The sequence below is a fragment of the Pseudoalteromonas shioyasakiensis genome (assembly GCF_019134595.1).
Taxonomy (GTDB): domain Bacteria; phylum Pseudomonadota; class Gammaproteobacteria; order Enterobacterales; family Alteromonadaceae; genus Pseudoalteromonas; species Pseudoalteromonas shioyasakiensis_A.
In genome coordinates this window covers 1096684-1118003 of record NZ_CP077770.1, presented here as the reverse complement: position 1 = coordinate 1118003, position 21320 = coordinate 1096684, and the positions used below count along the sequence as shown (strand labels likewise).

Here is a 21320-nt window from a genome sequence, read left to right as displayed (position 1 = left end):
GCGTCTCCTTGGTATTTAGTAGGCATAATAATGATGAATAAAATAACACCTGTTTTATTAATAACATGCACTGCTACAGGGACTGTTTATGCAAATGAGCCTTTAAGCTTAGATGTGGTTTGTGAAGTAAAAAGCAAACCTACTGCAGAATTAAGCGAAGACAAAGACATCACTGTTGATAAACTCAATATTGATACTCATACGATTTTCGATCCTAATGACCCTGAAACAACCGCCCTACATCGCTTTATCAACTGGCTGCACATTGATACCAAAAACAAAGTTGTTAGTGAGCAAATTACCTTTAAAGAGGGTGACCAAGTCAGTGAGCGTCAGCTACAAGAAGCGGAACGTATTCTGCGCAGCAAAAAATACTTAAGAGATACCAAAGTTAGCTATACAAAAGATTGCCTTGAAGATGAACCCCGCGTGGTGCAAATCGATACCTGGGATACCTGGAGTTTATTGCCAACCATTAATTTTGGCCGTAGTAGCGGCAATAATAAATACAGCTTAGGTTTTAAAGAAGAAAACTTTTTAGGCTACGGTATTCGTGCATCATTAAAGTATAAATCAGATCATGAACGCTCAGGCTACCACTCAGTGCTGCAAATGCCAGTGCCTTGGCAGCCTCATGCAACCCTCACTTTACAAGCTGATGATTACGATGACGGGCAAGTCTTTTTAGTGGATTATCATCAGCCTTTTTATCAACGCAGCAGTGACGCACTAATGCGCTACTTTGCTAAATCACAAAAGCAAAAAAGTTATATCTATCAAAATGGCATGACTCGTTCAGAGTTCTTTACCGATGAATTAATCGCCCAGTTTGCTTACGGCGGAATTTTATCGCAAGACAGTCAGCAAACCTTTCACTGGCTTGCTGGGATTGATTACGAAGATGTCAGTTACCGCCCTTTTGAAACAGAGCCTTTGCTTGCAGGCCTTAACGATTACACCATTGCAGCGCCTTGGGTCGGATTACATTGGCTAGAGGACAATTACGCCGTATTACACGATATTGACCTAATAAACCACAACGAAGACGTTAACCTAGGTTGGGAGCTAAATTCAAAGTTTGCCATCGATACCGTAAATTTTGGCCAAGGCTTTTTATTTGATACAAACCTTACCAAAGCGTGGTTTAACAATAACGCCTTGTATCGATTTGCCGCTGGCATCAAAGGTAATGTCGGAACTGAGCTTGATGACCGTTTAGCGCTTTATTCAAAAGCACAAATGAACTATCGCTGGTCAGACTCATTTGCTTTTTATGCGCATCTAAATGGTCATTGGCAAAACCATGAATTTGCTGACAAACCACTGGCTGTTGGTGGTGAAGAAGGCATGCGGGGCTTCCCAGAAAGTTACCAGCATGGTACCTCAAGCGTACAAGCAACGGCTGAACTAAGAATGTACCCTAATATCAATCTGTATCAGTTTGTAGATGTAGGCTTTGTTGGCTTTGTTGATGTAGGCCAAGCATTTGGCAGCACTGAAACTGCAAATATTTCAGATTCAATGCTAACCAGTGCAGGCGTTGGTATTCGCCTATATTCATCGCGCTCAAGTAACGACAATGTGATCCATATCGACTTTAGTACGCCTCTGGGCAGTTACCAAGACGTTGATTCGTGGCAAATAGGAATGTCGGTTGAAACAACTTTTTAAGCATCCTGCTCTTTACTCATGAGCTCTCCCATGCGCTCGATTAATTCTTGTTCGGTTAGGTCTTCTTTATGCGTCGCGATGTTCCATATATGGCCAAATGGGTCAGCTAACGTGCCCGACCTATCACCATAAAATTGGTCGTGCACAGGGCGTAGCTCTTTCGCGCCAAGCGACAACGCTTTGGCAAAAACAGCATCGACATCTTCAACATACAGCATCATATTGACAGGTGTACCGCCAAGCTGCTGTGGAGATTTGTATTCCATTTCAGGGTAGGTGTCAGAAAGCATGATGTAGGAGTCGCCTATTTTTATCTCGCCGTGCGCCACCCCACCATCAGGCATTGGCATTTGCATTACAAGCTCGGCATTAAAAGCCTGCTTATAGAATTCGATAGCTTTTGTTGCGCCATCAATAATCAAATACGGGGTTACCGCATGGAAACCTTTTGGGATTGCAGAAACAGCCATGTTACACCTCAACGTTAAATGTGTGAGTTATAAAGGTAGCAGCTGTTGTGCAATTTCACGCTATAAATTTACTTTGGCAATGTGCTTGCAAAATCGGGTCTGGGTAACTTTTCGAGTATGGCGTATAAGTAAATCACCACAAGACAAAGCCCTCCCGCTACAAAGAATAAGGTTGGGCCATCGTAATAATCTAAAATTAAACCACCACCGAGTGGTGCTAAAGCAAATCCTAAATCATAAAACGAAGCCGCGCCAAAGTACGCACCACGTAGGTGTGATGGTGCGAGCCTATCAAGGTGAACGTTCATCGTAGGAAACAAAATAGTTTCGGCCAAACTCATCACCACTATCGCACCAATCCAGCCCCAGAATAAATCGAGGGGATTAAGTGCTAGCCAAAACTGCGACACCATTAGTAGCACCAAGCCAATTTGAATGCGTACCGTTAGGCTAAATCGTGCCATCATTTTTAACAGCAAAAATTGACTCGAAATGATCACTAACGCATTGGTAAATATCAGCGCTGAAATCAATGCAAGTAGGTCGGGTGCCTCTGCACGAGTTAGGTATTGTATGAGTGAACTATCCATTTGCGCATAAATAAACATGCACAAAATATTGGCTAAAATTAAACACTGCAGCAGCTTATCTGCAAATAGAATACGTAAGATTTGCTTGCCCTGTACAGCTGGTTTTTTCTCTTCTGGCTCATCAATTGCTGCGGTATTATTTGCTGCTTTATCACTAAAATTAAAGCCCCAAACAAGCAGCACCAATAAAATAGCAAATGCCCCTGCGGTAATATAAAAGCTAGACTGCTCACCGGTTAAACCTAGCCATACCCCTGCTAATGGACCCACCGCACAGCCCACATTAACAATAAAGTACAGCGACTGCATGGCCAACTCACGAGTTTGTGCATCATCAATAATATCGCCAATCGCCGCACTGGTTAGTGGTCGCCAAAGTGCAGTCGCAATCGAGCATAAGGTCATTACAATCACATAACCGGCCACGGTTTCTACCTCAGCTAACAGCGAGAAAGAAATGATATACAGCACGCCGGTAATGTACATCAGCGTATGCCGGCCCACTTTATCTGATAGGCTGCTGCCAATAAAACTAGTGAACACTGAAATCACCGCGGCACTGGTAAGTACCAAACCGACTTCTGTCGCCGATAAAGCAAACTTTTCGTACAAGATCACCGCAAGAAATGGCCACACCATGTAATAGCTACCACGGGTAATAAATGAGCCAAATAGGAAGATCCACATAAGCACTGGAAACTGCTTGAAGCGCGCTAAAGAGATATCTGAATTCATTATTTTAATTTTTATGATGATGATTAAAACACTATACAGGAACGGAATCTGCCTTGGGTATTTAATCTAAAACTTGTTTGTAACAGCGTATTAATTAGCTAAAAAACAAACGCAACTTAATTGTGAATAATGTTAAGCCAACTTGAAAAAGATTAATCTAAATAAGAATAATTATTGATTGTATTTTTCATTTCTGTAGTATACGCATCGTTCCTCAAAGGGATAACCTACAAAAAGAACTGGAAACCTACAATGAAATCAATAAAACCAAGCTTACTGGCACTTGCCATAGCAACACATTTTTCAGCCTTTGCTGATGACGCTAAGCCGAAACAAGATATGGAACGCTTAGTTATCACTGCAACAGGTTTTGAGCAAAAAGTTACCGAAGCACCTGCAAGTATTTCGATCATCACCAATGAAGATATTAAGTCTCATGCCTTCACCTCAGTACTTGATGCTGTGCAGTATTTAGAAGGTATCGACATTGGCACAACCCGTGATAAAACAGGCCAAGGCAGTGTAAGTATGCGTGGTTTAACAGGTGAATACACCCTGTTACTTATTGATGGTAAACGCCAAAATAACCATGGCGATATTTATCCAAACAACTTTGGTGGTAACGCGTTTAACCACGTACCACCGGTCGATGCCATTGAGCGAGTTGAAGTAATTCGCGGCCCTGCATCAACACTTTATGGTGCAGATGCGCTAGGTGGTGTAATCAATATCATCACTAAAAAGCACACTGACAGCTGGAGCGGTGCAGTATCTTTTAGCCGTTCATTACAACAAAACGATGATTTTGGTGATGACATTACCACTGACTTCAGTGTGATGGGTCCGCTTATCAAAGACGTATTAAGCTTAGGTGTACGCGGCAGCGTTTACGAGCAACAAGCATCATCGCCAACATTTGAACCAGCAACCGATCCTAATGGTGTTGTACATGTTCGTTCATTAGGCTTTGGTAGTGGCGGTCGTACCGTTGATAATACAAACGAGCAGTATGGTTTTACTTTAACTTATACTCCGTTTGAGTCGCATCATTTACGTTTTGATTACGATAACTCAAGCCAAGTGTACGACAACACGCCAAGCTACGACATTGAGTCAGGCACAATAACTTACCCGCTTGGTACTAAAGATAACATTGAATCAATTTGGCAAGACCGCCGCGGCCAAGTAAACCCGCGTGCAGGTTATGCGGCAGACCAAGAGTTTGACCGTGAATGGTGGTCACTCAGCTACGATGGTGAACTTAATTGGGCAACGGTTAAGGCCTCTGTATCTTATGTTGATACGCAAAACAATGGCCGTACTTTACCACTGAGTGTAAGCGAGCGATTAGAACTGCAAGCTATGTACGATGGTACAGGCGAATACGAAGGAATGGACGAACAAGCACGTAAAGACTTAGCCGAAGAAACATTCTTACCGCGCCCTGCTCGCCCACTTGAAAGCAGCCAATATACCTATGACTTACGCTTTGATATTCCTATCACAGGTAGCTTTGGTAGCCATAACCTAGCAATTGGTGGTCAGCTTATCGACGGTGAATTAAAAGACGGCGTATTTGGCCTTGAAAGTGACCAAGCAGGTCAAGTACAAGAGCAAAACATGTACTCAGTCTTTGCCGAAGATAACTGGATGGCAACTGACAACTTTACCTTTACATTAGGTGCTCGTTACGATGACCATGATGTATTTGGCAGCCAAGTGTCACCGCGCGTTTACGGTGTATATAACCTCTCTGACACTTGGACCTTAAAAGGTGGTGTGAGTACAGGTTATAAAACGCCGCAAACCACTGATCTTTACGACGGTATCACCGGATTTGGTGGTCAGGGCACAAGCCCATTTGCGGGTAACCCAGATTTAGAACCAGAAACCAGTGTGAACTCAGAAGTTGCACTTTACTGGACTTCGCTTGATGGCGATCACAACATTAATGTGACTTACTACAACACCAAGTTTGAAGACAAGATTGCCCGCGGCGACACTATTTTAAGCTGTGAACAAACTAACGATGTACGCCCTTGTGTGAACTTAGGTCAATACGATCAACTTGGCTACGATAGCTACAGCCAAAAGATCAATATCGACGAAGTAGACCTTCAAGGTGTTGAAATTGCTGGTCAATACACAATCACTAAAACAGTGTCTGTTAACGGTAACTACACGTGGACTGATAGCGAACAAAAGAGCGGACCTGAAGAAGGTCAACCATTAACTAACTCAGCTGAGCACATGGCAAACCTTACCCTAAACTGGGAAGCGACTGACTTTATGAACTTATACCTACAGGGTGTATATCGTTCAGACCGTTACCGCGGTTGGGATAACGTGCACGATAAAGCGCTGTATTACAAAAACTACAACCTACTTAATTTAGGTGCGCAGTTTTATGTAAATGAGTACGTGCAAATCAATGCCCGTGTAAACAACCTATTAGACGAAGATTTCACCTCATATAGCACTAGCTATACCGACCTAAATGGCGATGGTGAGTATGAATACCTAACAGGTCGCGGTGTAGTTAGCGAAGTAACATTCACAGACGACTACAACGTTAAAGATAAAGGCCGTAATTTCTGGATTGGCGTTACCGCTTACTTCTAAGAAAACTCCCTGACAATAGACAGCATGTAGCCATATGCTGTCTATTCTTCTTTCTGTCACTAAACTGCCAACTTCACACACTAAGCTGATGATACCTGCGTAAGCTTATTTGTCAGTCTATGGAACATATCCTTACAGCTAGTGGTATCAGTATTAGTTATCAAGATGAAGGCGATAAAAATGCACCGGTGATCATTTTAATTATTGGCTTAGGTGCTCAATTTACCGTTTGGCCAGAGTCGCTATATTTTGGCTTGGTCGAAAAAGGCTTTCGGGTTATTCGTTTTGATAATCGTGATGCAGGGCTATCTTCATCGTTAGATGACTTAGGCAAGCCGAGTCTCGTAAAGCATTGGCTTAGCCGCCGATTACCCATTCGCGCAAAGCTGCCCTATTCGCTCGATGACATGGCTCGCGATGTAAAAGAATTAATGGATGCACTGGCTATCAAAAAAGCGCACTTAGTGGGGGCTTCGATGGGTGGCATGATCGCGCAAATTGCCGCGGCAAAGTATAAAAAACGTGTACTGAGCTTAACTTCAATTATGTCGAGTAGCTCGCCGTTATCGTTTTCGGGTTCAAACATTAACCTATTGGTAAAGCTCGCTAAAATACGCCCCCGAAGCAGTAATAAAGAAGCCGCGATTGATTACAATGTTCGGCTAAACCAACTCATTGGCAGCCCAGCTTACCCACAAGATGAACACGCTTTATACGCCAATGCTGAGCGCTATATTGAGCGGGCCCACACGAATCAAACTGGCTTTAAACGTCAGCTTGCAGCCATTGCCGCAACGCCGTATCGCGAACAACTTTTAAAGAAGATTAAAGCCCCCACGTTAGTGATCCACGGCAGTGCTGATCCTGTTATGCCACTGTCTGCGGGCATCAACACCGCTCTGTTAATAAAGCGCAGTAAGTTAAAAGTCGTGCCCGGAATGGGCCATGATTTTCCACCCGCTTTAATGAAAAAAATGACTAAGTGGATTACTAAACATGCAGCTAAAGTCAGCGCCAAAAAAGCCGCTAAAAAACCCTAAAAGCATGATAGAATTGTCATACAATTTATAAGGTTAGCGTTTTATGTTGCGTGTATTTTTTAGTCTGTTTTTAATTATCCCTTGGTTAAGCTTTGCCGGTGTGTCACAAAGCGAGCAGCGCATTATTTATCAGGGCGAAATTAGTGCCAAAAACAATCAACATGTTGCACAGCTTTTGGCTGAGCAGCCAAGCATAAACAGTATACAAATTACCAGTGGTGGCGGAAACGTTGATTTAGGTATGGACCTCGCCGAGTTGGTTTTGGCGCATAATTTAAAAGTTCATATAAAACAATTTTGCTTTTCGTCGTGTGCGAATTACGTATTGCTTGCAGGAAACCCTACTACCATAGCTAAGAACGCCATTGTCGGTTGGCACGGCGATGCCGCTTCAGCTCGCTGGCGAGATAGCGACATTGATGCCATGGTAAGCCATTTAAAAGTGCCAGAAAAAACAACCAAGTGGCAGGCTTTACGCACTCATTACGATGAAATAATTGCAAAAGCCGTGGCTCGTGAAAAAGCCTTTTATGCAAAACGCGGGGTTAATCATGACTTGCTAACGATTGGTTTATCTAAAGAGCTAAAACGTGCAGCTGTGGCACAAAAAGCCAGAGGCTGGAGCTACTCAAAAAAAGCACTCAATACACTGAATGTGAGTAATATTGAGTTTGCAGATTGGCAGCCCCGCTCGTCAAAGAACTTTCCGTTACTAATAATTAGTGAATTAGAGTAAAACTCTTTTATTTGTTAAACACTAAACTTATGCCATGGACCTGTTATAGCAAGTGTTTTTGAAGGTGAGTAAACGTTCACAAACAAAGTGCTACCATCTGGTGAAAAACAGGCACCTGCCAGCTCGGTTTGCGCCACTAAACGGGCAAAATTATAAACTTGCCCTTGGGGTGTCACACCGCGAAGATGATTATCAACCACATCGGTGTATTGGTCTTCACAAACAATTAAATGACCATTAGGTGACACGGTTAGGTTATCGCCAAAGTTGTATAGGGTTTTGCTAGTACTTTCTACAAACAACGAGATTTTACCTGGTTGCTGTGCTTCTTTATCTGTGCCCTCAAATTCTGATGGCTGATATTTCATAACCTGACCAAGTTGTTTTTTACCGCCATTGGTACAGCAAAAATAAAGCTCTTTATCACCCCAGTGAATACCTTCACCGCGAGCGAATAGTGCCGCACCTTGTTTGTATCCGCGTAGGCGTAAGTCGTCTTTCGGGCTTTCAGGGTTATCTAAATTGACCCACTCAACCTCAAGCTCTTGATGTAGCCCCATGGCTTTATTATTCCAATTACGGCTATCGAATTGTGGCTTACCTTTTACCACCATAGCTTGTAATTGCCCGCCTTTATGCAGCTTGCCATATTCCTTTGGAATAAAACGATAAAAGACGCTATCACCTTTATCTTCAGTTAAATAAACAATGCCGGTGCGCGGGTCAACAGCAGCCGCCTCGTGGTTAAATCGACCCATGGCTTTTAATGGCTCAGGTTTAATTAAGCCTTTGCTATTTGCGGGTACTTCAAAAATATAACCATGGTCTTGGTTAAATCCATCGGCTTTGGTATCTGTAGTTTCTTCGCACGTAAGCCAGGTGCCCCATGGCGTGATACCGCCAGAACAGTTACGAATAGTGCCGACCAATGACAAGTACTCTTGCTCTTTTTGATGAGTTTTTAAGTTATACACGATATGACTTGTGCCACCCGGTAACGCCACACCGTCACTGTTAGTATCAAAAGCCAGAGGTGTTTTATGATTGGCAATACTTGCTTCAGCTTTCGCTAAGTCTTTTGGCTTTAGCTCATGGTTTCGCACTAATGCAACACGGTCATTACCAAGTGCTAGGCAACCCATACCATCGGCTTTGTCCGGTACTGTAAACCCATCAGACATTTTCTCACCTAGGCTTGAAACTACTTGATAACTAAAGCCCTCCGGTAAGTCGAGCAATTTATCTGGATCAGGAATTAACGGGCCAAAGCCGACAGCCGTTGTTTTTAAATCACCTAACGACACTTTACCTATGGCACTTTTTGATAATCCTAAAAAGGCTAATGTGCCCGCCCCTACTAAAAATTCTCGACGTGAAACCATGCTAACTCCAAGCTAAAAACCAGCTTTATCATACAAATAAAAAAGGCATTATAAAGCAATGAAACGATAAAAAGTTACATTATCACAATATTCACGAAATTGTCATAAAGCTTGATTTAACTGATAGAACCCGTACAACATGAATAAGTAATTGATCTAGACTTAACTTAATTGCAAATCATTTTTAATCGCATTAGCCTTTTATCATACAAGTAAATCGCTTAAACTAAGGCTTAATTTTATTTAAAGAAGCAACCGCTATGTTCCTAAAATCAAAAACATTTATTGCATTCTCATTGGCGCTTTTAAGCTTTAGCCAACACGCCTTTAGCTTACAGTTTGGCAATCAAGTCGACAGTGACAAACTCATTAAAATTTCGACGGTTATGGCCTCACCAGACGATTACCTTGCAAGTCCAATTACCGTGGAAGGGACTATCACAGGGGTATGTGAAAAACGTGGTTGCTGGATGACACTTGCATCTGACAAACGCTTTGAAAACTTACGTATCAAAGTTGAAGATGGCGACATGGTATTCCCGATGACGGCTAAAGGCAGTAAAGCTATCGTAACCGGTAAGCTCGATAAAATTCAGCTTAGCCTTGGCCGCACTAAAGCGTTACTTGCTCACAAAGCGCAGCAAGCCGGCGAAAGCTTTGATGTAAACTCTGTGACTGAAGCAATGGCTATTTATCAGCTCGTACCGAGCGGAGTTGAAATCATTGAGTAATAAATCAAGTATCAACTGGTTTAAGTTAAACAGAAACTTACACCGCGATATTGGTTACTTTTGTGTTGGTTTAGTGATTATCTTTGCGGTTTCTGGCATTGCAGTGAACCACAAAGATGATTGGAACCCAAACTACAAAGTAAGCCACCAGCAAATCAGTGTGAGCGATGAAACTTGGCAATTAGATAATGACGAGTTGTTGATTGAGCAAATTATCTCCCATGCTGATATAAGCGAGCCGGTAAAGGCTTCTTATTGGGTGTCGCCGCAAGAGTTTAAGGTGTTTTTAAAAAACGGTAACAACCTCAGCCTTAAACTCAATAAAGATGTCATAAGCTATGAAGCTATTGAGCCTCGTCATGTATTTCAAGCATTTAACCGCTTACACTTGAACGAGACAAACGCTTCGTGGGTGATTTTTTCTGATATTTTTGCTGGGCTGCTGCTGTTTTTAGCAATCAGCGGCTTGTTTATGATCAAGGGTAAAAATAGCCCATGGGGCAGCCGCTCTGTATTAGTCATTAGCGGTATGCTACTCCCAGCAGCTTATGTATTTTTATAACAATCATTACAAAAAAGGCACTAGCCATTGCTAATGCCTTTTCTCGAAAAGCCAAACCTAGAACCTAAATTCAAAGTTTACATTTGCAGCAGTCTCGCTTTCACTGCGATCAAACCAGTTCATCGATTTATAAACTGCTTCACCTGTAATAGCGAACCAATGCGTAAATGCATATTCAAGTGCAATGCTGACACCTGCATTATGACCGTCGTAATCAGCACTAAAATCAAGGCATTGCTCTGTCGTATCACTGCATGCTCGAGTTAACATAGCCCCTTCTTCGCTGGCAAGATAATACATTTGGGTATAATCAACATCGATAGTGCCTTTTTGATAAAAGACACTGCCGTATAATAAGGCTTTTGAGCTTAATCGGTATCCTGAAATAAGTGCAATATCATAAGTATCGTGCGATAAATCCCAATCATAGGTATCGTCATCATAATTACCCGCTAATAGTGGACCATACCCCGCATCTTCACTGCGAATATAGCCAAGGCTGACAGCCATAGAGAAGTTTTTCTCGACGGCCGATTCTAAAGGGCTGCCATAAAACTGATGCTTAATAGCATATTTTTCATAATCATGATCGCCACCAATACCAGCCCCTACGGTAAGCTCCGTCGAATAACCTAAGGTCATACTCATCGAAGTCGTTATCGCTGTACTCGTTGAAGTACTCTCGCTGGTATCTTTCGCAATGATCTTGCTTGTATCTGTACCAACGGTTGCACGAAAATGAAAGGGGTCACTGTTGATCTCTGGGCTCTCAAAGCGTGCCATCGATACACCTGTTTCGGTTGTAGATTGACAACCTGCTAATAAACCTAAAGCTATAAACGCCAAAAAAGGCTTAAACGTTTTCACGTAATTTCCTTATATATTATTATTTTAACGCGAAGATTCTAGACTAAGGCCTTATAGCTCGCAATAAATTAATGACAAAAAAGGTACAAACTCTATTGTTAAGCGCGTTCATCCTTCGGTGATTCCATCACGACATGAGTGGTAATGGTTCGTACCTGTGGAATTGAGCCGAGTACATCTGCATGAAACGCTTTGTAGGACTTGAGATCCGCCGTCTCAACCCTCAGCAAATATTCAAACGAGCCAGTTACATTGTGGCACTCTTTTACTTCATCAATAAACTCAAGCGCGTGTTCGAATGCTCGCTGAGATACTGTTGAGTGCTCATTTAGCCCAACCCCAACATAAGCAATAAAACCTAGGCCAACAGCCTGATTATTAATAACCGCCCGATACCCTGCAATAACCCCAAGCTTTTCTAGTTCTTGCACTCTACGAAGGCATGCCGATGGCGATAAACCCACTTTATCTGCCAGCTCGGCATTAGCAATTCGGCCATTGCGTTTAAGCTCATGCAATATTCTGTCGTTAATTTTATCTTTTTCATTTTTGATTGTGAACTTTAAATATACACAACAACATTAAGCGCAAAAATTGCACGCATTACAACTTATAATTGCATCTTAATTCAAATGGAGAGATAGCGATGAGTTTTGAAATTTTAACAGCCTTGGCATTATTTGCTTTGGTGTCATCAATTACCCCAGGGCCAAATAACTTAATGTTGATAAGCTCAGGTGCTAACTTTGGCTTTAAAAGAACCACACCACATTTACTTGGCGTGACGCTTGGCTTTATGTTGATGCTGGTTTTAGTGGGCCTTGGCATCATGCAGCTATTTGACTTGTTTCCACCAAGCTACTTGATATTAAAGGTATTTTGCATTGCTTACTTACTCTATCTGGCGTTTAAAATTGCCACAAGTAACGCACAACAAAAAGCCAGTAGTGAAAGTAAACCGTTTACTTTTATTCAGGCTGCACTGTTTCAATGGGTAAACCCAAAAGCGTGGGCAATGGCATTAAGCGCGGTAAGCTTATATGCCCCAGACAAAAACCTCACCTCTGTATTAATCGTAAGCCTCGTATTTGGCTTAATTAACCTGCCGTGTGTCAGCTCGTGGACTTTACTTGGCGAAAAGCTTCAACATTGGCTTGCCAGCCCAAAGCGCTTAAAAGCATTTAACTACCTAATGGCAATACTATTAATCGCTTCAGTGATGTTTAGTTTGTTTTAATTTGAGCAAGTTTTGCTTGGCAGTAGTGTATTGAAAGCTTAGCTATCAATAAATGAACTAACGATTAAAGCATTTTTGAATCATAGATAGGATTTAAAGGTGAGTAATTTTTCCTGTGCTAAGCTTTATTTACCTAGAGCTTTTCAGTGCGACTCATGGCTAGTAACGTAGAGAATTACTTTTACCACGGCTTTTTTGTCTTCTTACTCATTACGGTAGTAACCTGCTCCATTATAGCCACGCGCCTGATGCGCAGTAGTTTTAATAACCGCTCGATTTACTTATTTAACCTGTTTTTTTACCTTGGTGTAATTGGCTTTGCATGGCTTTGGATCCAAGACTTATTAGACCTTACGCCAAGTTTTCGATCTGGTGTGGTGATTTATATGATCTCCATGACATTACTGCAATTATCCATTTATAACCATGATGAACCCAGCCGCTTTAATAAGATAATCATTGCGCATGGTGCTATTTTTTCTGTATTTGCCCTCCTTACTCAAAATATAAATCAACTTGCCCTTGTTGAAGCCTGTTTTACGCTAAGCGTTCTACCTGCACTTATTTACTACACAACAAAGCGCGCTGTCTGTGAGAAGAACATAGGCAATACAGTGTTGTCGATGGCGCAGTGTATTCTTCTTTTGGTGCCTATTTCACAGCTGAGTATCATTACCCATGAACACAACTTAGCGACCTTATACTCTCTCACGGTTATTGCCCATGCAACCGTGTTTGTTATGACTGGCCTTGGGCTTATTACCACCTTATTAGTTGACGAGAAAAAGCGTTATTTGGAGCTGTCTTTAAAAGATCCACTTACCGGGCTTTACAATCGCCGCGGACTACAATTCATTATTGAACAGCAGCAACTATTCAGCCCAAGTCAAACATCTAGCTTATTCGCCTGCGTAGTTGATATTGATTACTTCAAACGTATTAATGATAGTTACGGGCATGATGGCGGTGACCTAGTACTCGAAGTGTTCTCTGATCTAATGAAACACCATTTAAAAAAAGAGGACCTATGTTGCCGGCTCGGCGGTGAAGAATTTTTACTGTTTTTCTTTGCTACCGACATCAACTCTGCGACACAATTTTTAGAAGGCCTTCGTAAAACCATCGAAACAAGTCAAATTGCTTATCAAGAGCACCGTATATCTGTCACCGCTAGCTTTGGTTTAACCAACTGGCAGTCAAATGACAGCTTTGAAAGCTTAGTAAACCGCGCAGACAAAGCTGTTTATGAGGCGAAAGATAATGGTCGAAACCAAATTAAAATAAACGCTTAAAGCATACTCTTTAGGGTCGCATCTTTATCTATAAAATGATGCTTAAGCGCCGCTAAAATATGGATTGAAAGAGCAGCTGATAACACATACCCAGATAAAATATGAATTTGCCAGCCAAAATCGCTTAACCAGGCGTTTGACGCAACGGCCTGACCCGCCTCATTATAATTACTAGCCACTAACTGCCACGAAAAAACCGCAATACCAAAGCCGCCGAAACCGCTATAAAAAGCACCTGACAGTAACATTACAGCTAGCAAGATTAGCAAGCCCCAATGATATAAATGCAACCACTTAGTTAAGCTTGTTTGTACAGTAGATTGAAACGGCTGATAGAGCCTATAAACTATTCTTAACAGCCAGACGACGGCAATGATCACCGCAATTGATTTATGCCAATGATACAAACTGTAGTCAGTCACCCTGGTCATGTAGTAACCCAAAACAAGCACGCTAATGACTAATAGCGCACTGAGCCAATGCAAAAACTTATGTGTTTTCTGTGTCTTTATTGTCATGAACTTTATCCTTAAAAACTGTTTTCATGACTCAATAGTAAAGATTAAGCTTTTGTTTTAAATAAGATTGTGACGAAACCCATCATTCTGTGACGAATACACTTGGCTCACTTAATACATTTGCTAATGCTGGTTTAAAAGTTTTGCTAACAGGAATGCTAAACCCTAGTTTCATCTGTAAATTTGCATTTGCTTTATGAAGATTAAAATCTTCAATATGGACTAGGTTAACAAGGTAGCTGCGGTGCACTTGCTTAAATTCATTGCAAGGTAAGTGAGCTTGAATGTTTTTGATGGTATCTCTTTTTAAAAAGCATTCGGTTAATGTTTGTATTTCTACATAGTTACCGGCAGCTTTAATAAATAATACTGATTCTGGGGAGAGTCTCTTAACAACCCCTTTATGGTTTATTTCAATATATTCAGATAGACCATTCTCAGGCTTGTCGTTCTTTGCTTTTGACAAGAGCGACATGCTGCATACTCGCCATAACGCCAATACCAAACAACATGCGATTAAGTACTTTGGTAAAAGCTGAATGAATGAAGCAGCAATTGCATAGCCATAAAAAGAGTAATCAACAAAAATACGTAACATCACCAAAGAACAAATAGTCACTGCGCACGTAATAATAAAAACAAATAAGTTGCTATTAATCCTGGCTTTTAAATCAACAAAAGCCACCAGAAAAATATTTAAAGCACATAAAGCCCCCCACTCTTTTAGCCAAAAAATTTGTGAGTCAATAAACTGATATTGGCCTCCCGCAATTAAATGACGCCAAAAAAAGCAATATGCATTAAATACAATAAAAAAAGCCGCCCACAAAAAAGCGGCCTTTTGCCAAAGTGTTGTTAATTGCTGCCAGTATTTATATATGATCATAGCCACTCCATTTGAGTCATAAAAGGTAGCAAAAATAACCGCTTCCCTAAAAAGGCTTTTTCATTATATGTTAAAGCTTGTTGATTGATGTAAATGCTGACTGGTAAATTCAAACGCTGCCACTATAATTAGCTCGTGCTTATACTTAACTTGCAATATGTAGTGCTATGTCTTTAAAAGTATTATTAAATTTTAAATTAAACTGGGTGCTTTTGTGCGCCTGTTTTTGGCTTTTTGCCCTGCCAATTCAGGCTAAATATGTGGTGGCTGTTGTTGGTAAAACCAAAAACGATAGCTTTTATCAGCAAGCCTTTAAAGGATGTGAGCAATTTGCAAAACAGCATCTCGATTTTGAATGTATTTACGATGGCCCCAAAGACTTTCAAGATATTCGCACGCAAGTATTAGTTATCACCGACCTTGTTCGCAGAAACAACATTAGTGGTTTATTAATCGCAACCACAGATTCCAATTACCTTGTTGAAAGAGCGTTAAAACAGCTTAAAGATAACAACATTCCTGTGATCACTTTTGACTCTGATCTGCTCGAAGAAGACCAGCAGTACCGTTTAGCCTATGTGGGTACCAATAATTTTGACTATGGGGTGGCCTTAGGGAACGAATTAAAAAAATTCACCAACAAAGAAAATAATCAAGTTTGTATTCAATCAGGACACTCAACAACACCTAATTTAAACAAGCGTATTGAGGGTGTTCGCTATGCGTTGTCAGGGCAAAAAGATAAACGTTTAAGTGGTGAAAATGGCTGGAGTGAGTTTGATCGATGCCCTTTATATAGCTTAGGCAAGCGAGAGGTATCACTCGGTCAACTCGACAAACTACTTAACCTTGAAAATCCACCACTATTTTTAGCGGTAGCGGGCTTTGCCCAATTTAACTCTAATTATGCAAACGTGATTGCTAAACATAAGCAACGTATTGCTAATCAAGAGGTGGTGATCGTTTCTGCCGATACTGAGCAAATGCAATTAGAAGTATTACAGCAAGGATTATCATCGGCCAATATTGGTCAAAACCCATTTGAAATGGGACGCCTGTCTGCTGAATTGATGTATCAATACCTCACTAAAGGTGAACGACCAGCTAAGTCTCACTATTATTTAGACTTTCACTATTGTCAGCAAAGTAATGCAGGTACTTGCACCGTTAATCACTAAAACTTTGATCTCACTAAAGTGCAATTCACTCGATACGCGCTAGACTTACCACAACTTGATTAATTGTAAGGATTTAGCCATGACACACCTAGTTAGTGATTTGATGACGCCAGACCCATTCGCCATTAGCGCGCAAAATAGCCTGCATGACGCTCATAATCTAATGAAAGAGAAGAATGTCCGTCATATTCCAGTGATCAATGAGCATGGTGGCTTAGTTGGCATGTTAACGCAAAAAATCATGATTGCTCAGGTAATGAATATCATGGCTAATTACAGCGCCAGCGCCCTTGAACGCAAAGAAAAGCAAACTAAAGTGGTTGATATTATGGCTACCGATTTTACCAGTATCTCGCCAGAGCAACCGCTACACGAAGTTGCTAAGTTTTTTGTTGAAAATCGTCATGGCTGCATGCCTGTGGTTGATAAAGATAACAACCTAGTGGGAATTCTCACTTCATCTGACTTTGTTCGTTTAGCAGCGGCATTACTCTCTTAAGTCGTAAATTTGTATCTGCACACTGAATTTTTTACAGAAGGTGTGCAGAGTTTTCATAGTCATACCTCACCACAACCACCCCGCCTCAAAATAAAATAAAATAAAGCCTTAAAATTCAACAGTTTAACTTTATATTCATTTTAGGCACAACGCTTGCTTTCTAAATAACTACACACGCTTTTTAATTTAAAAGCGAAAGGAAATTTATAGATAATCTCGGAGGAGTAATGAGTAATTCATCATCAAAAATCGCAGAATTTACAGCACCAGGTGTTAAAGACCAAGCTGCAGCTGACACGATTGCAATTCTAGACCAGCGCATGGTCGCTTTAATCGATTTACACCTCACTTTAAAACACATTCATTGGAATGTTGTTGGCCCTAATTTTATTGGTGTACACGAAATGTTAGACCCACAAGTAAGCGCAGTGCAAGAGATGACTGACACGATTGCAGAGCGTATTGCAACCATGGGCGGCGTACCTGTTGGCACACCACAATCAATTGTAGAACGCCGTACTTGGCAAGATTATTCAATTGGTAAAGGCTTAGTTACTGACCACCTAACAGCGCTTGATAAAGTGTATAACGGTGTTAATAAAGACCACCGTGCAGCTATCGAAAAGCTTGGTGAGCTAGACCCAGTATCTGAAGATATGATCACCGGCCAACTGGCTGACTTAGAACAATTCCAATGGTTTGTTCGTGCACATATCGAATCGTCTACCGGCGAATTGAAAGGTTAATACCAATTCGCTTAATTAAGTGGTCTATTTTGAGGCAATAAAACCTCGTTGCTAACAAGGCAAGAATTTCGTTTTTTAGTTGATCTAAATCAGAAATTTTTAACGCAGATAGCGACAGGTTTAATCCCTCAAAATGATTAAGTATTATTGCGGATTGGTACAATCCCTAGGTCTATCCGAAGACCCCTTGCCCAGCATTTGCTGGGCTTTTTTATGCTTTGTTACAACCAGCCTTTATGTTTAAAGAACAAGTAAGGTGCAAAGCCAGACAGCAACATAATGCCAATTGCAAACGGGTAACCCCATGCCCATTGCAGTTCAGGCATGCTGTTAAAATTCATCCCATAGATACTGGCGACAACGGTCGGCGGTAAAAACACCACTGAGGCAATAGAGAAGGTTTTGATAATTTGGTTTTGTTCGATGTTAATAAAACCCTGAGTCGAGTCCATTAAGAAATTCACCTTATCAAACAAAAATGTACAGTGAGACATAAGGGTATCAATATCGAGTACAATTTCACGTAGTGATTCGCGGTCTTCTGTCGGCGCTCCTAGGTGGCGCAGTAAAAACGAGATATTCCGGCGTGTATCCATCAAACATAAACGCACCTTACCGTTGTTATCTTCTAGACGAGAAATTCGGCTAACAGCTTCTTCTAAGTCAGAGTCATCCTCTTCAAGTACATAGGCACTAAGTTTTTCTAACTGGTGATGCATGTCTTCAAGCATGTCAGCGTGGTTTTCGACTTTTTGGTCAAATAAAGTCACCAAAAGTTGCTTCGGATTATCACACGCCACTTGCCCTTTCCGTGCACGCAGTCGTAATAGACGAAAATCGGCTAGTTCATCATCGCGGATTGTAAGCAAGCAGTTGTCTTGTAGCAAACAAGCCACGGTTACCGTATTAAAGCGCCCTTCATTTGGTGACATGAAAAGCGCATGCACATGCAAGCCTTCATGGTCAATAAAACAACGGGAAGAGGCTTCGATTTCTTCAACATCATCAGCACCAGGTAATGTGATATTAAGCGTGCTTGCCAGCGCTTGTCGTTCTTCTTCGGTTGGATTTATGGTATCAATCCAGTGGGCATTTTTTATGGCGGTTGCAAGAGGCGTATCAGCAGCTGGCTCAGTTTCTGTGATCACACCTTGGTCTATAGAAAAAAATCGTAACATGCGCCCTACCCTGAATAATCAATTTAAAGCAAATACTATAGCTGTTCACGTTAATGAACAATGACAATGCTACTAATTACTGGGTAAAGCGGAAAAATAATTTAAGCCTAACATCAATTGCTTATTTCGCTTTTTTGAAACGCACCACAAGCATACCTATCAAGATAATACTAAGGCCTATTAAGCAGGGTACAAAAGCGCTTTGCAGGGCAACATCAAACGCTAAAAAGTCGGGGTAACCGGTTTGCCAAAGCGTCCATTCATAACCGAGCTTTGATGCAATATGTTCTCCGCCGCTGCTAAGTACGATGATTGCATCATTGTTATCTGGGTTGATGCGAAGCGTGCTATTTATTGCTGGCTCATTCGCGCCATCATGGCCAAACACAAAATCTCCCGATGCTGTTGGTGCATAAAGCATGGTACCTAGCCCCCAAATTGGTGCGCCTAAGCTAATTGCCAATGGTTCTCGCATGGTGCTGATCATTTGCGGGCTTAACTGCCCTGTTTGAGGTGATGTTAATGCTTGCACTAAAGCGATTAAGTCATGGCTACTTGCCAGTAAGCCTGTTGCCGCTGCCGATGCGTATTGAAAATGCCCCGCAGCTTGCCCGCTTTTATCATAAGCAGGTGCAATGTTATCTAACTCAGTTAGTACATCGTAACTGGCATCAGTCATATTGACTGGCTTAAAGACGTTATCAGCCATCCAAGTTGCAAAGCGTTGATTCGTTTTTTCTTCTACCAGCAGCTCAAGCATCAAATAGCCGCCCCCAGAATACTGAAAATCGCCCACAGGCTTGGTGACTTTAATTTCACGCACACCCGTTGATGATAGCGGCTTGTTTAGCGACGCAAGCAAGCTTGGTACGGTTTCATTTAGCTCAATATCAGCAAAGCCCAAACCATCGCCAAGCCCCGCAGTATGAGATAACAGATGAGCAAGGCTAACTGATTGATTATCAAACTCTGATTCAGGTAACTGCCAACCCGTCAGTTGCTCATTAATCGCGTGATCTAAACGAATTTGTTGTTGCTCAGCCAGAGTCATCACGCCATAGGCGGTAATAAATTTACTGAGCGATGCCACTGGGAACAAAGTATTTGCGGTTATTTCATCTTTGCTTTTTGAGTAATCTTGAAAAACCACTTGGCCATTTTCAATCAAAACATAAGCAATGTTTGCGTGATTGTTGTCAATCAGCGCCTGACTGTTAGCAATAAATTGCTCAGTATTGCCCGTTTCGGCAATGGGTTTTAAAAACCAACCACTGACCCCACCATATACACAGGTAGCAGCCCAAACAAATGACAAAAATAGCGTTAACAGAATCGTTTTAAACCAGCTCATACCCTATTCCTTGTGTTACAAAGCGTTGTTAAATCACTTCGATTTGCTCAGGTTTTTTGATAAAGAACACCATTAAAATTAATAATGCTGCTGGGAATAAAAACACATTCAAGTAAGCAAAAATCACCGTTAGCTGTAAGATGCACATTAGCAACAATAGGATAGAAAACACCGTTAGCAACGATGACATTCCATGGCGCTTTGTTAGTAATAACGCGGCTGTGATCAAACCCACTAACGCATACAAGCCTAAACTCCCAGCCGAGACCACTATGGCAATAATTGAAATACTTTCTACTACATCATTCGATGCTTTATCACCAGCTACGGCAAGATAAACATCGCATAACACAGTGGCATGAAAAGCTAATACCAGCACCGCCAACACACATAACAGTATGCGTACACCTTCAACATCAAACATATCTTTTAGTGCTTTGCGTAAACTCAGGTACACGTAAATTTCAAGTGCACCGATGATCACAAACACAAAGTCTGAAAAGTTTAAGCTTTGTAAATCAAGCTTGAGCGCTTCTCCTAAGCCATCAAGTGTTTCGCCAAATACTGAAATCCAGTACATGGGAAAAATGACAGCGAGTAATCCTGCTGCTATGCCGGGTAGTAAATAGTCACGGTTGAGCATATGCCCTCCAAAATCCTGTTGCGTTGTAAAGTTATTCGCTATCGCGTTCGTACACCAAAATATCGCCGGGTTGGCAATTAAGCTCTTCACAAATAGCTTCAAGGGTACTAAAGCGGATCGCTTTCACTTTTCCGTTTTTTAGTAATGATAAATTGGTCATAGAAATATCAATGCGCTGAGATAGCTCTTTCAGCTGCATTTTGTTCTTTGCCAATTCTATATCTAGGTTGATTCGTATTTTCATAGTCTAAAAAGTACACAGCGGATTTATGATTGTCAAACTTTATTTTACGATTATCGTAAAATAAAGAATGAAAAACATAATAACTCAGTAAGTAATTAAACCCATATTTTGACCATTTCAGGCATAAAAAAAGCCAGTAAAT

Annotated in this window: 22 protein-coding genes; 11 read left to right on the top strand and 11 right to left on the bottom strand. The window is 41.3% G+C overall.

Annotation, left to right across the window (positions count from 1 at the left end; genetic code table 11):
- Positions 1 to 30 precede the first annotated feature (30 nt).
- Positions 31 to 1671, top strand: a complete 1641-nt coding sequence (locus KQP93_RS05245) for a hypothetical protein (RefSeq protein WP_217876207.1) — start codon at positions 31 to 33, stop codon at positions 1669 to 1671.
- On the opposite strand, the gene KQP93_RS05240 is transcribed toward KQP93_RS05245, so the two are convergent.
- Both KQP93_RS05240 and KQP93_RS05235 read right to left on the bottom strand, forming a co-directional pair.
- The gene (locus tag KQP93_RS05240) at positions 1668 to 2141 is read right to left on the bottom strand and encodes a VOC family protein (protein WP_063700397.1); all 474 of its coding nucleotides are present in this window, start codon (positions 2139 to 2141) and stop codon (positions 1668 to 1670) included. The genes KQP93_RS05245 and KQP93_RS05240 overlap by 4 nt on opposite strands.
- A gap of 68 nt (positions 2142 to 2209) precedes the next feature.
- Positions 2210 to 3466 (bottom strand): MFS transporter, encoded by a 1257-nt coding sequence (locus KQP93_RS05235; protein ID WP_217876202.1) that lies wholly within the window; start codon positions 3464 to 3466, stop codon positions 2210 to 2212.
- A gap of 252 nt (positions 3467 to 3718) precedes the next feature.
- Here KQP93_RS05235 and KQP93_RS05230 point away from each other — a divergent pair, with 252 nt between their 5' ends.
- The 3 genes from KQP93_RS05230 to KQP93_RS05220 all read left to right on the top strand — a co-directional run bounded on the left by KQP93_RS05230 (position 3719) and on the right by KQP93_RS05220 (position 7864).
- Positions 3719 to 6088 (top strand): TonB-dependent receptor domain-containing protein, encoded by a 2370-nt coding sequence (locus tag KQP93_RS05230; RefSeq protein WP_217876200.1) that lies wholly within the window; start codon positions 3719 to 3721, stop codon positions 6086 to 6088.
- Between the two features lie 119 nt (positions 6089 to 6207).
- Complete coding sequence (locus KQP93_RS05225; protein WP_217876199.1) at positions 6208 to 7128, top strand: alpha/beta fold hydrolase; 921 nt, start codon at positions 6208 to 6210, stop codon at positions 7126 to 7128.
- A gap of 43 nt (positions 7129 to 7171) precedes the next feature.
- Positions 7172 to 7864 carry an ATP-dependent Clp protease proteolytic subunit gene (locus KQP93_RS05220; protein WP_217876198.1) on the top strand — a complete coding sequence of 231 codons (693 nt, stop codon included), beginning with the start codon at positions 7172 to 7174 and terminating at the stop codon, positions 7862 to 7864.
- A 14-nt stretch (positions 7865 to 7878) separates the two neighbouring features.
- Here the strand turns inward: KQP93_RS05220 and KQP93_RS05215 are convergent, their stop codons facing one another.
- The gene (locus tag KQP93_RS05215) at positions 7879 to 9246 is read right to left on the bottom strand and encodes an alkaline phosphatase PhoX (protein ID WP_217876197.1); all 1368 of its coding nucleotides are present in this window, start codon (positions 9244 to 9246) and stop codon (positions 7879 to 7881) included.
- A 260-nt stretch (positions 9247 to 9506) separates the two neighbouring features.
- On the opposite strand from KQP93_RS05215, the gene KQP93_RS05210 reads away from it, so the two are divergent.
- Positions 9507 to 9977 carry a DUF4920 domain-containing protein gene (locus tag KQP93_RS05210; RefSeq protein WP_187489954.1) on the top strand — a complete coding sequence of 157 codons (471 nt, stop codon included), beginning with the start codon at positions 9507 to 9509 and terminating at the stop codon, positions 9975 to 9977.
- Positions 9970 to 10539: a PepSY-associated TM helix domain-containing protein gene (locus KQP93_RS05205; protein WP_217876196.1), complete on the top strand. Its 570-nt coding sequence runs from the start codon at positions 9970 to 9972 to the stop codon at positions 10537 to 10539. Before KQP93_RS05210 ends, KQP93_RS05205 begins: the two co-directional genes overlap by 8 nt.
- Before the next feature lie 57 nt (positions 10540 to 10596).
- Here the strand turns inward: KQP93_RS05205 and KQP93_RS05200 are convergent, their stop codons facing one another.
- Together KQP93_RS05200 and KQP93_RS05195 are read right to left on the bottom strand one after the other, a co-directional pair.
- Positions 10597 to 11406 (bottom strand): hypothetical protein, encoded by an 810-nt coding sequence (locus tag KQP93_RS05200; RefSeq protein WP_217876195.1) that lies wholly within the window; start codon positions 11404 to 11406, stop codon positions 10597 to 10599.
- A 98-nt stretch (positions 11407 to 11504) separates the two neighbouring features.
- Positions 11505 to 11924 (bottom strand): Lrp/AsnC family transcriptional regulator, encoded by a 420-nt coding sequence (locus KQP93_RS05195; protein ID WP_440590109.1) that lies wholly within the window; start codon positions 11922 to 11924, stop codon positions 11505 to 11507.
- A gap of 128 nt (positions 11925 to 12052) precedes the next feature.
- Here KQP93_RS05195 and KQP93_RS05190 point away from each other — a divergent pair, with 128 nt between their 5' ends.
- Both KQP93_RS05190 and KQP93_RS05185 read left to right on the top strand, forming a co-directional pair.
- Positions 12053 to 12643: a LysE family translocator gene (locus KQP93_RS05190; RefSeq protein ID WP_217876194.1), complete on the top strand. Its 591-nt coding sequence runs from the start codon at positions 12053 to 12055 to the stop codon at positions 12641 to 12643.
- 155 nt (positions 12644 to 12798) lie between these two features.
- A complete protein-coding gene (locus KQP93_RS05185; protein ID WP_217876193.1) occupies positions 12799 to 13935 on the top strand; it encodes a GGDEF domain-containing protein in 1137 nt (378 codons plus the stop codon).
- Here KQP93_RS05185 and KQP93_RS05180 read toward each other — a convergent pair.
- Both KQP93_RS05180 and KQP93_RS05175 read right to left on the bottom strand, forming a co-directional pair.
- Entirely contained in the window at positions 13932 to 14453 is a 522-nt protein-coding gene (locus KQP93_RS05180) for a cytochrome b (RefSeq protein ID WP_217876191.1), read from the bottom strand. The genes KQP93_RS05185 and KQP93_RS05180 overlap by 4 nt on opposite strands.
- Before the next feature lie 82 nt (positions 14454 to 14535).
- A complete protein-coding gene (locus KQP93_RS05175; protein WP_217876189.1) occupies positions 14536 to 15339 on the bottom strand; it encodes a LytR/AlgR family response regulator transcription factor in 804 nt (267 codons plus the stop codon).
- A 167-nt stretch (positions 15340 to 15506) separates the two neighbouring features.
- On the opposite strand from KQP93_RS05175, the gene KQP93_RS05170 reads away from it, so the two are divergent.
- The 3 genes from KQP93_RS05170 (at position 15507) to dps (ending at position 17762) form a co-directional block, all read left to right on the top strand.
- A complete protein-coding gene (locus tag KQP93_RS05170) occupies positions 15507 to 16517 on the top strand; it encodes a substrate-binding domain-containing protein (protein WP_217876186.1) in 1011 nt (336 codons plus the stop codon).
- 79 nt (positions 16518 to 16596) lie between these two features.
- Entirely contained in the window at positions 16597 to 17016 is a 420-nt protein-coding gene (locus tag KQP93_RS05165) for a CBS domain-containing protein (protein WP_217876184.1), read from the top strand.
- 227 nt (positions 17017 to 17243) lie between these two features.
- A complete protein-coding gene (gene dps / locus KQP93_RS05160; protein WP_058585578.1) occupies positions 17244 to 17762 on the top strand; it encodes a DNA starvation/stationary phase protection protein Dps in 519 nt (172 codons plus the stop codon).
- A 221-nt stretch (positions 17763 to 17983) separates the two neighbouring features.
- Here the strand turns inward: dps and corA are convergent, their stop codons facing one another.
- From corA to KQP93_RS05140, 4 genes are all read right to left on the bottom strand, one after another.
- The gene (gene corA, locus KQP93_RS05155) at positions 17984 to 18940 is read right to left on the bottom strand and encodes a magnesium/cobalt transporter CorA (protein ID WP_054560713.1); all 957 of its coding nucleotides are present in this window, start codon (positions 18938 to 18940) and stop codon (positions 17984 to 17986) included.
- Positions 18941 to 19061: 121 nt separating this feature from the next.
- Positions 19062 to 20291, bottom strand: coding sequence for a serine hydrolase domain-containing protein (locus KQP93_RS05150; RefSeq protein ID WP_217876177.1), 1230 nt, complete (start codon positions 20289 to 20291; stop codon positions 19062 to 19064).
- 28 nt (positions 20292 to 20319) lie between these two features.
- Positions 20320 to 20934 carry a hypothetical protein gene (locus KQP93_RS05145; RefSeq protein ID WP_217876176.1) on the bottom strand — a complete coding sequence of 205 codons (615 nt, stop codon included), beginning with the start codon at positions 20932 to 20934 and terminating at the stop codon, positions 20320 to 20322.
- Between the two features lie 31 nt (positions 20935 to 20965).
- Positions 20966 to 21178, bottom strand: coding sequence for a helix-turn-helix domain-containing protein (locus KQP93_RS05140; protein WP_054560716.1), 213 nt, complete (start codon positions 21176 to 21178; stop codon positions 20966 to 20968).
- Between the last annotated feature and the right edge of the window lie 142 nt (positions 21179 to 21320).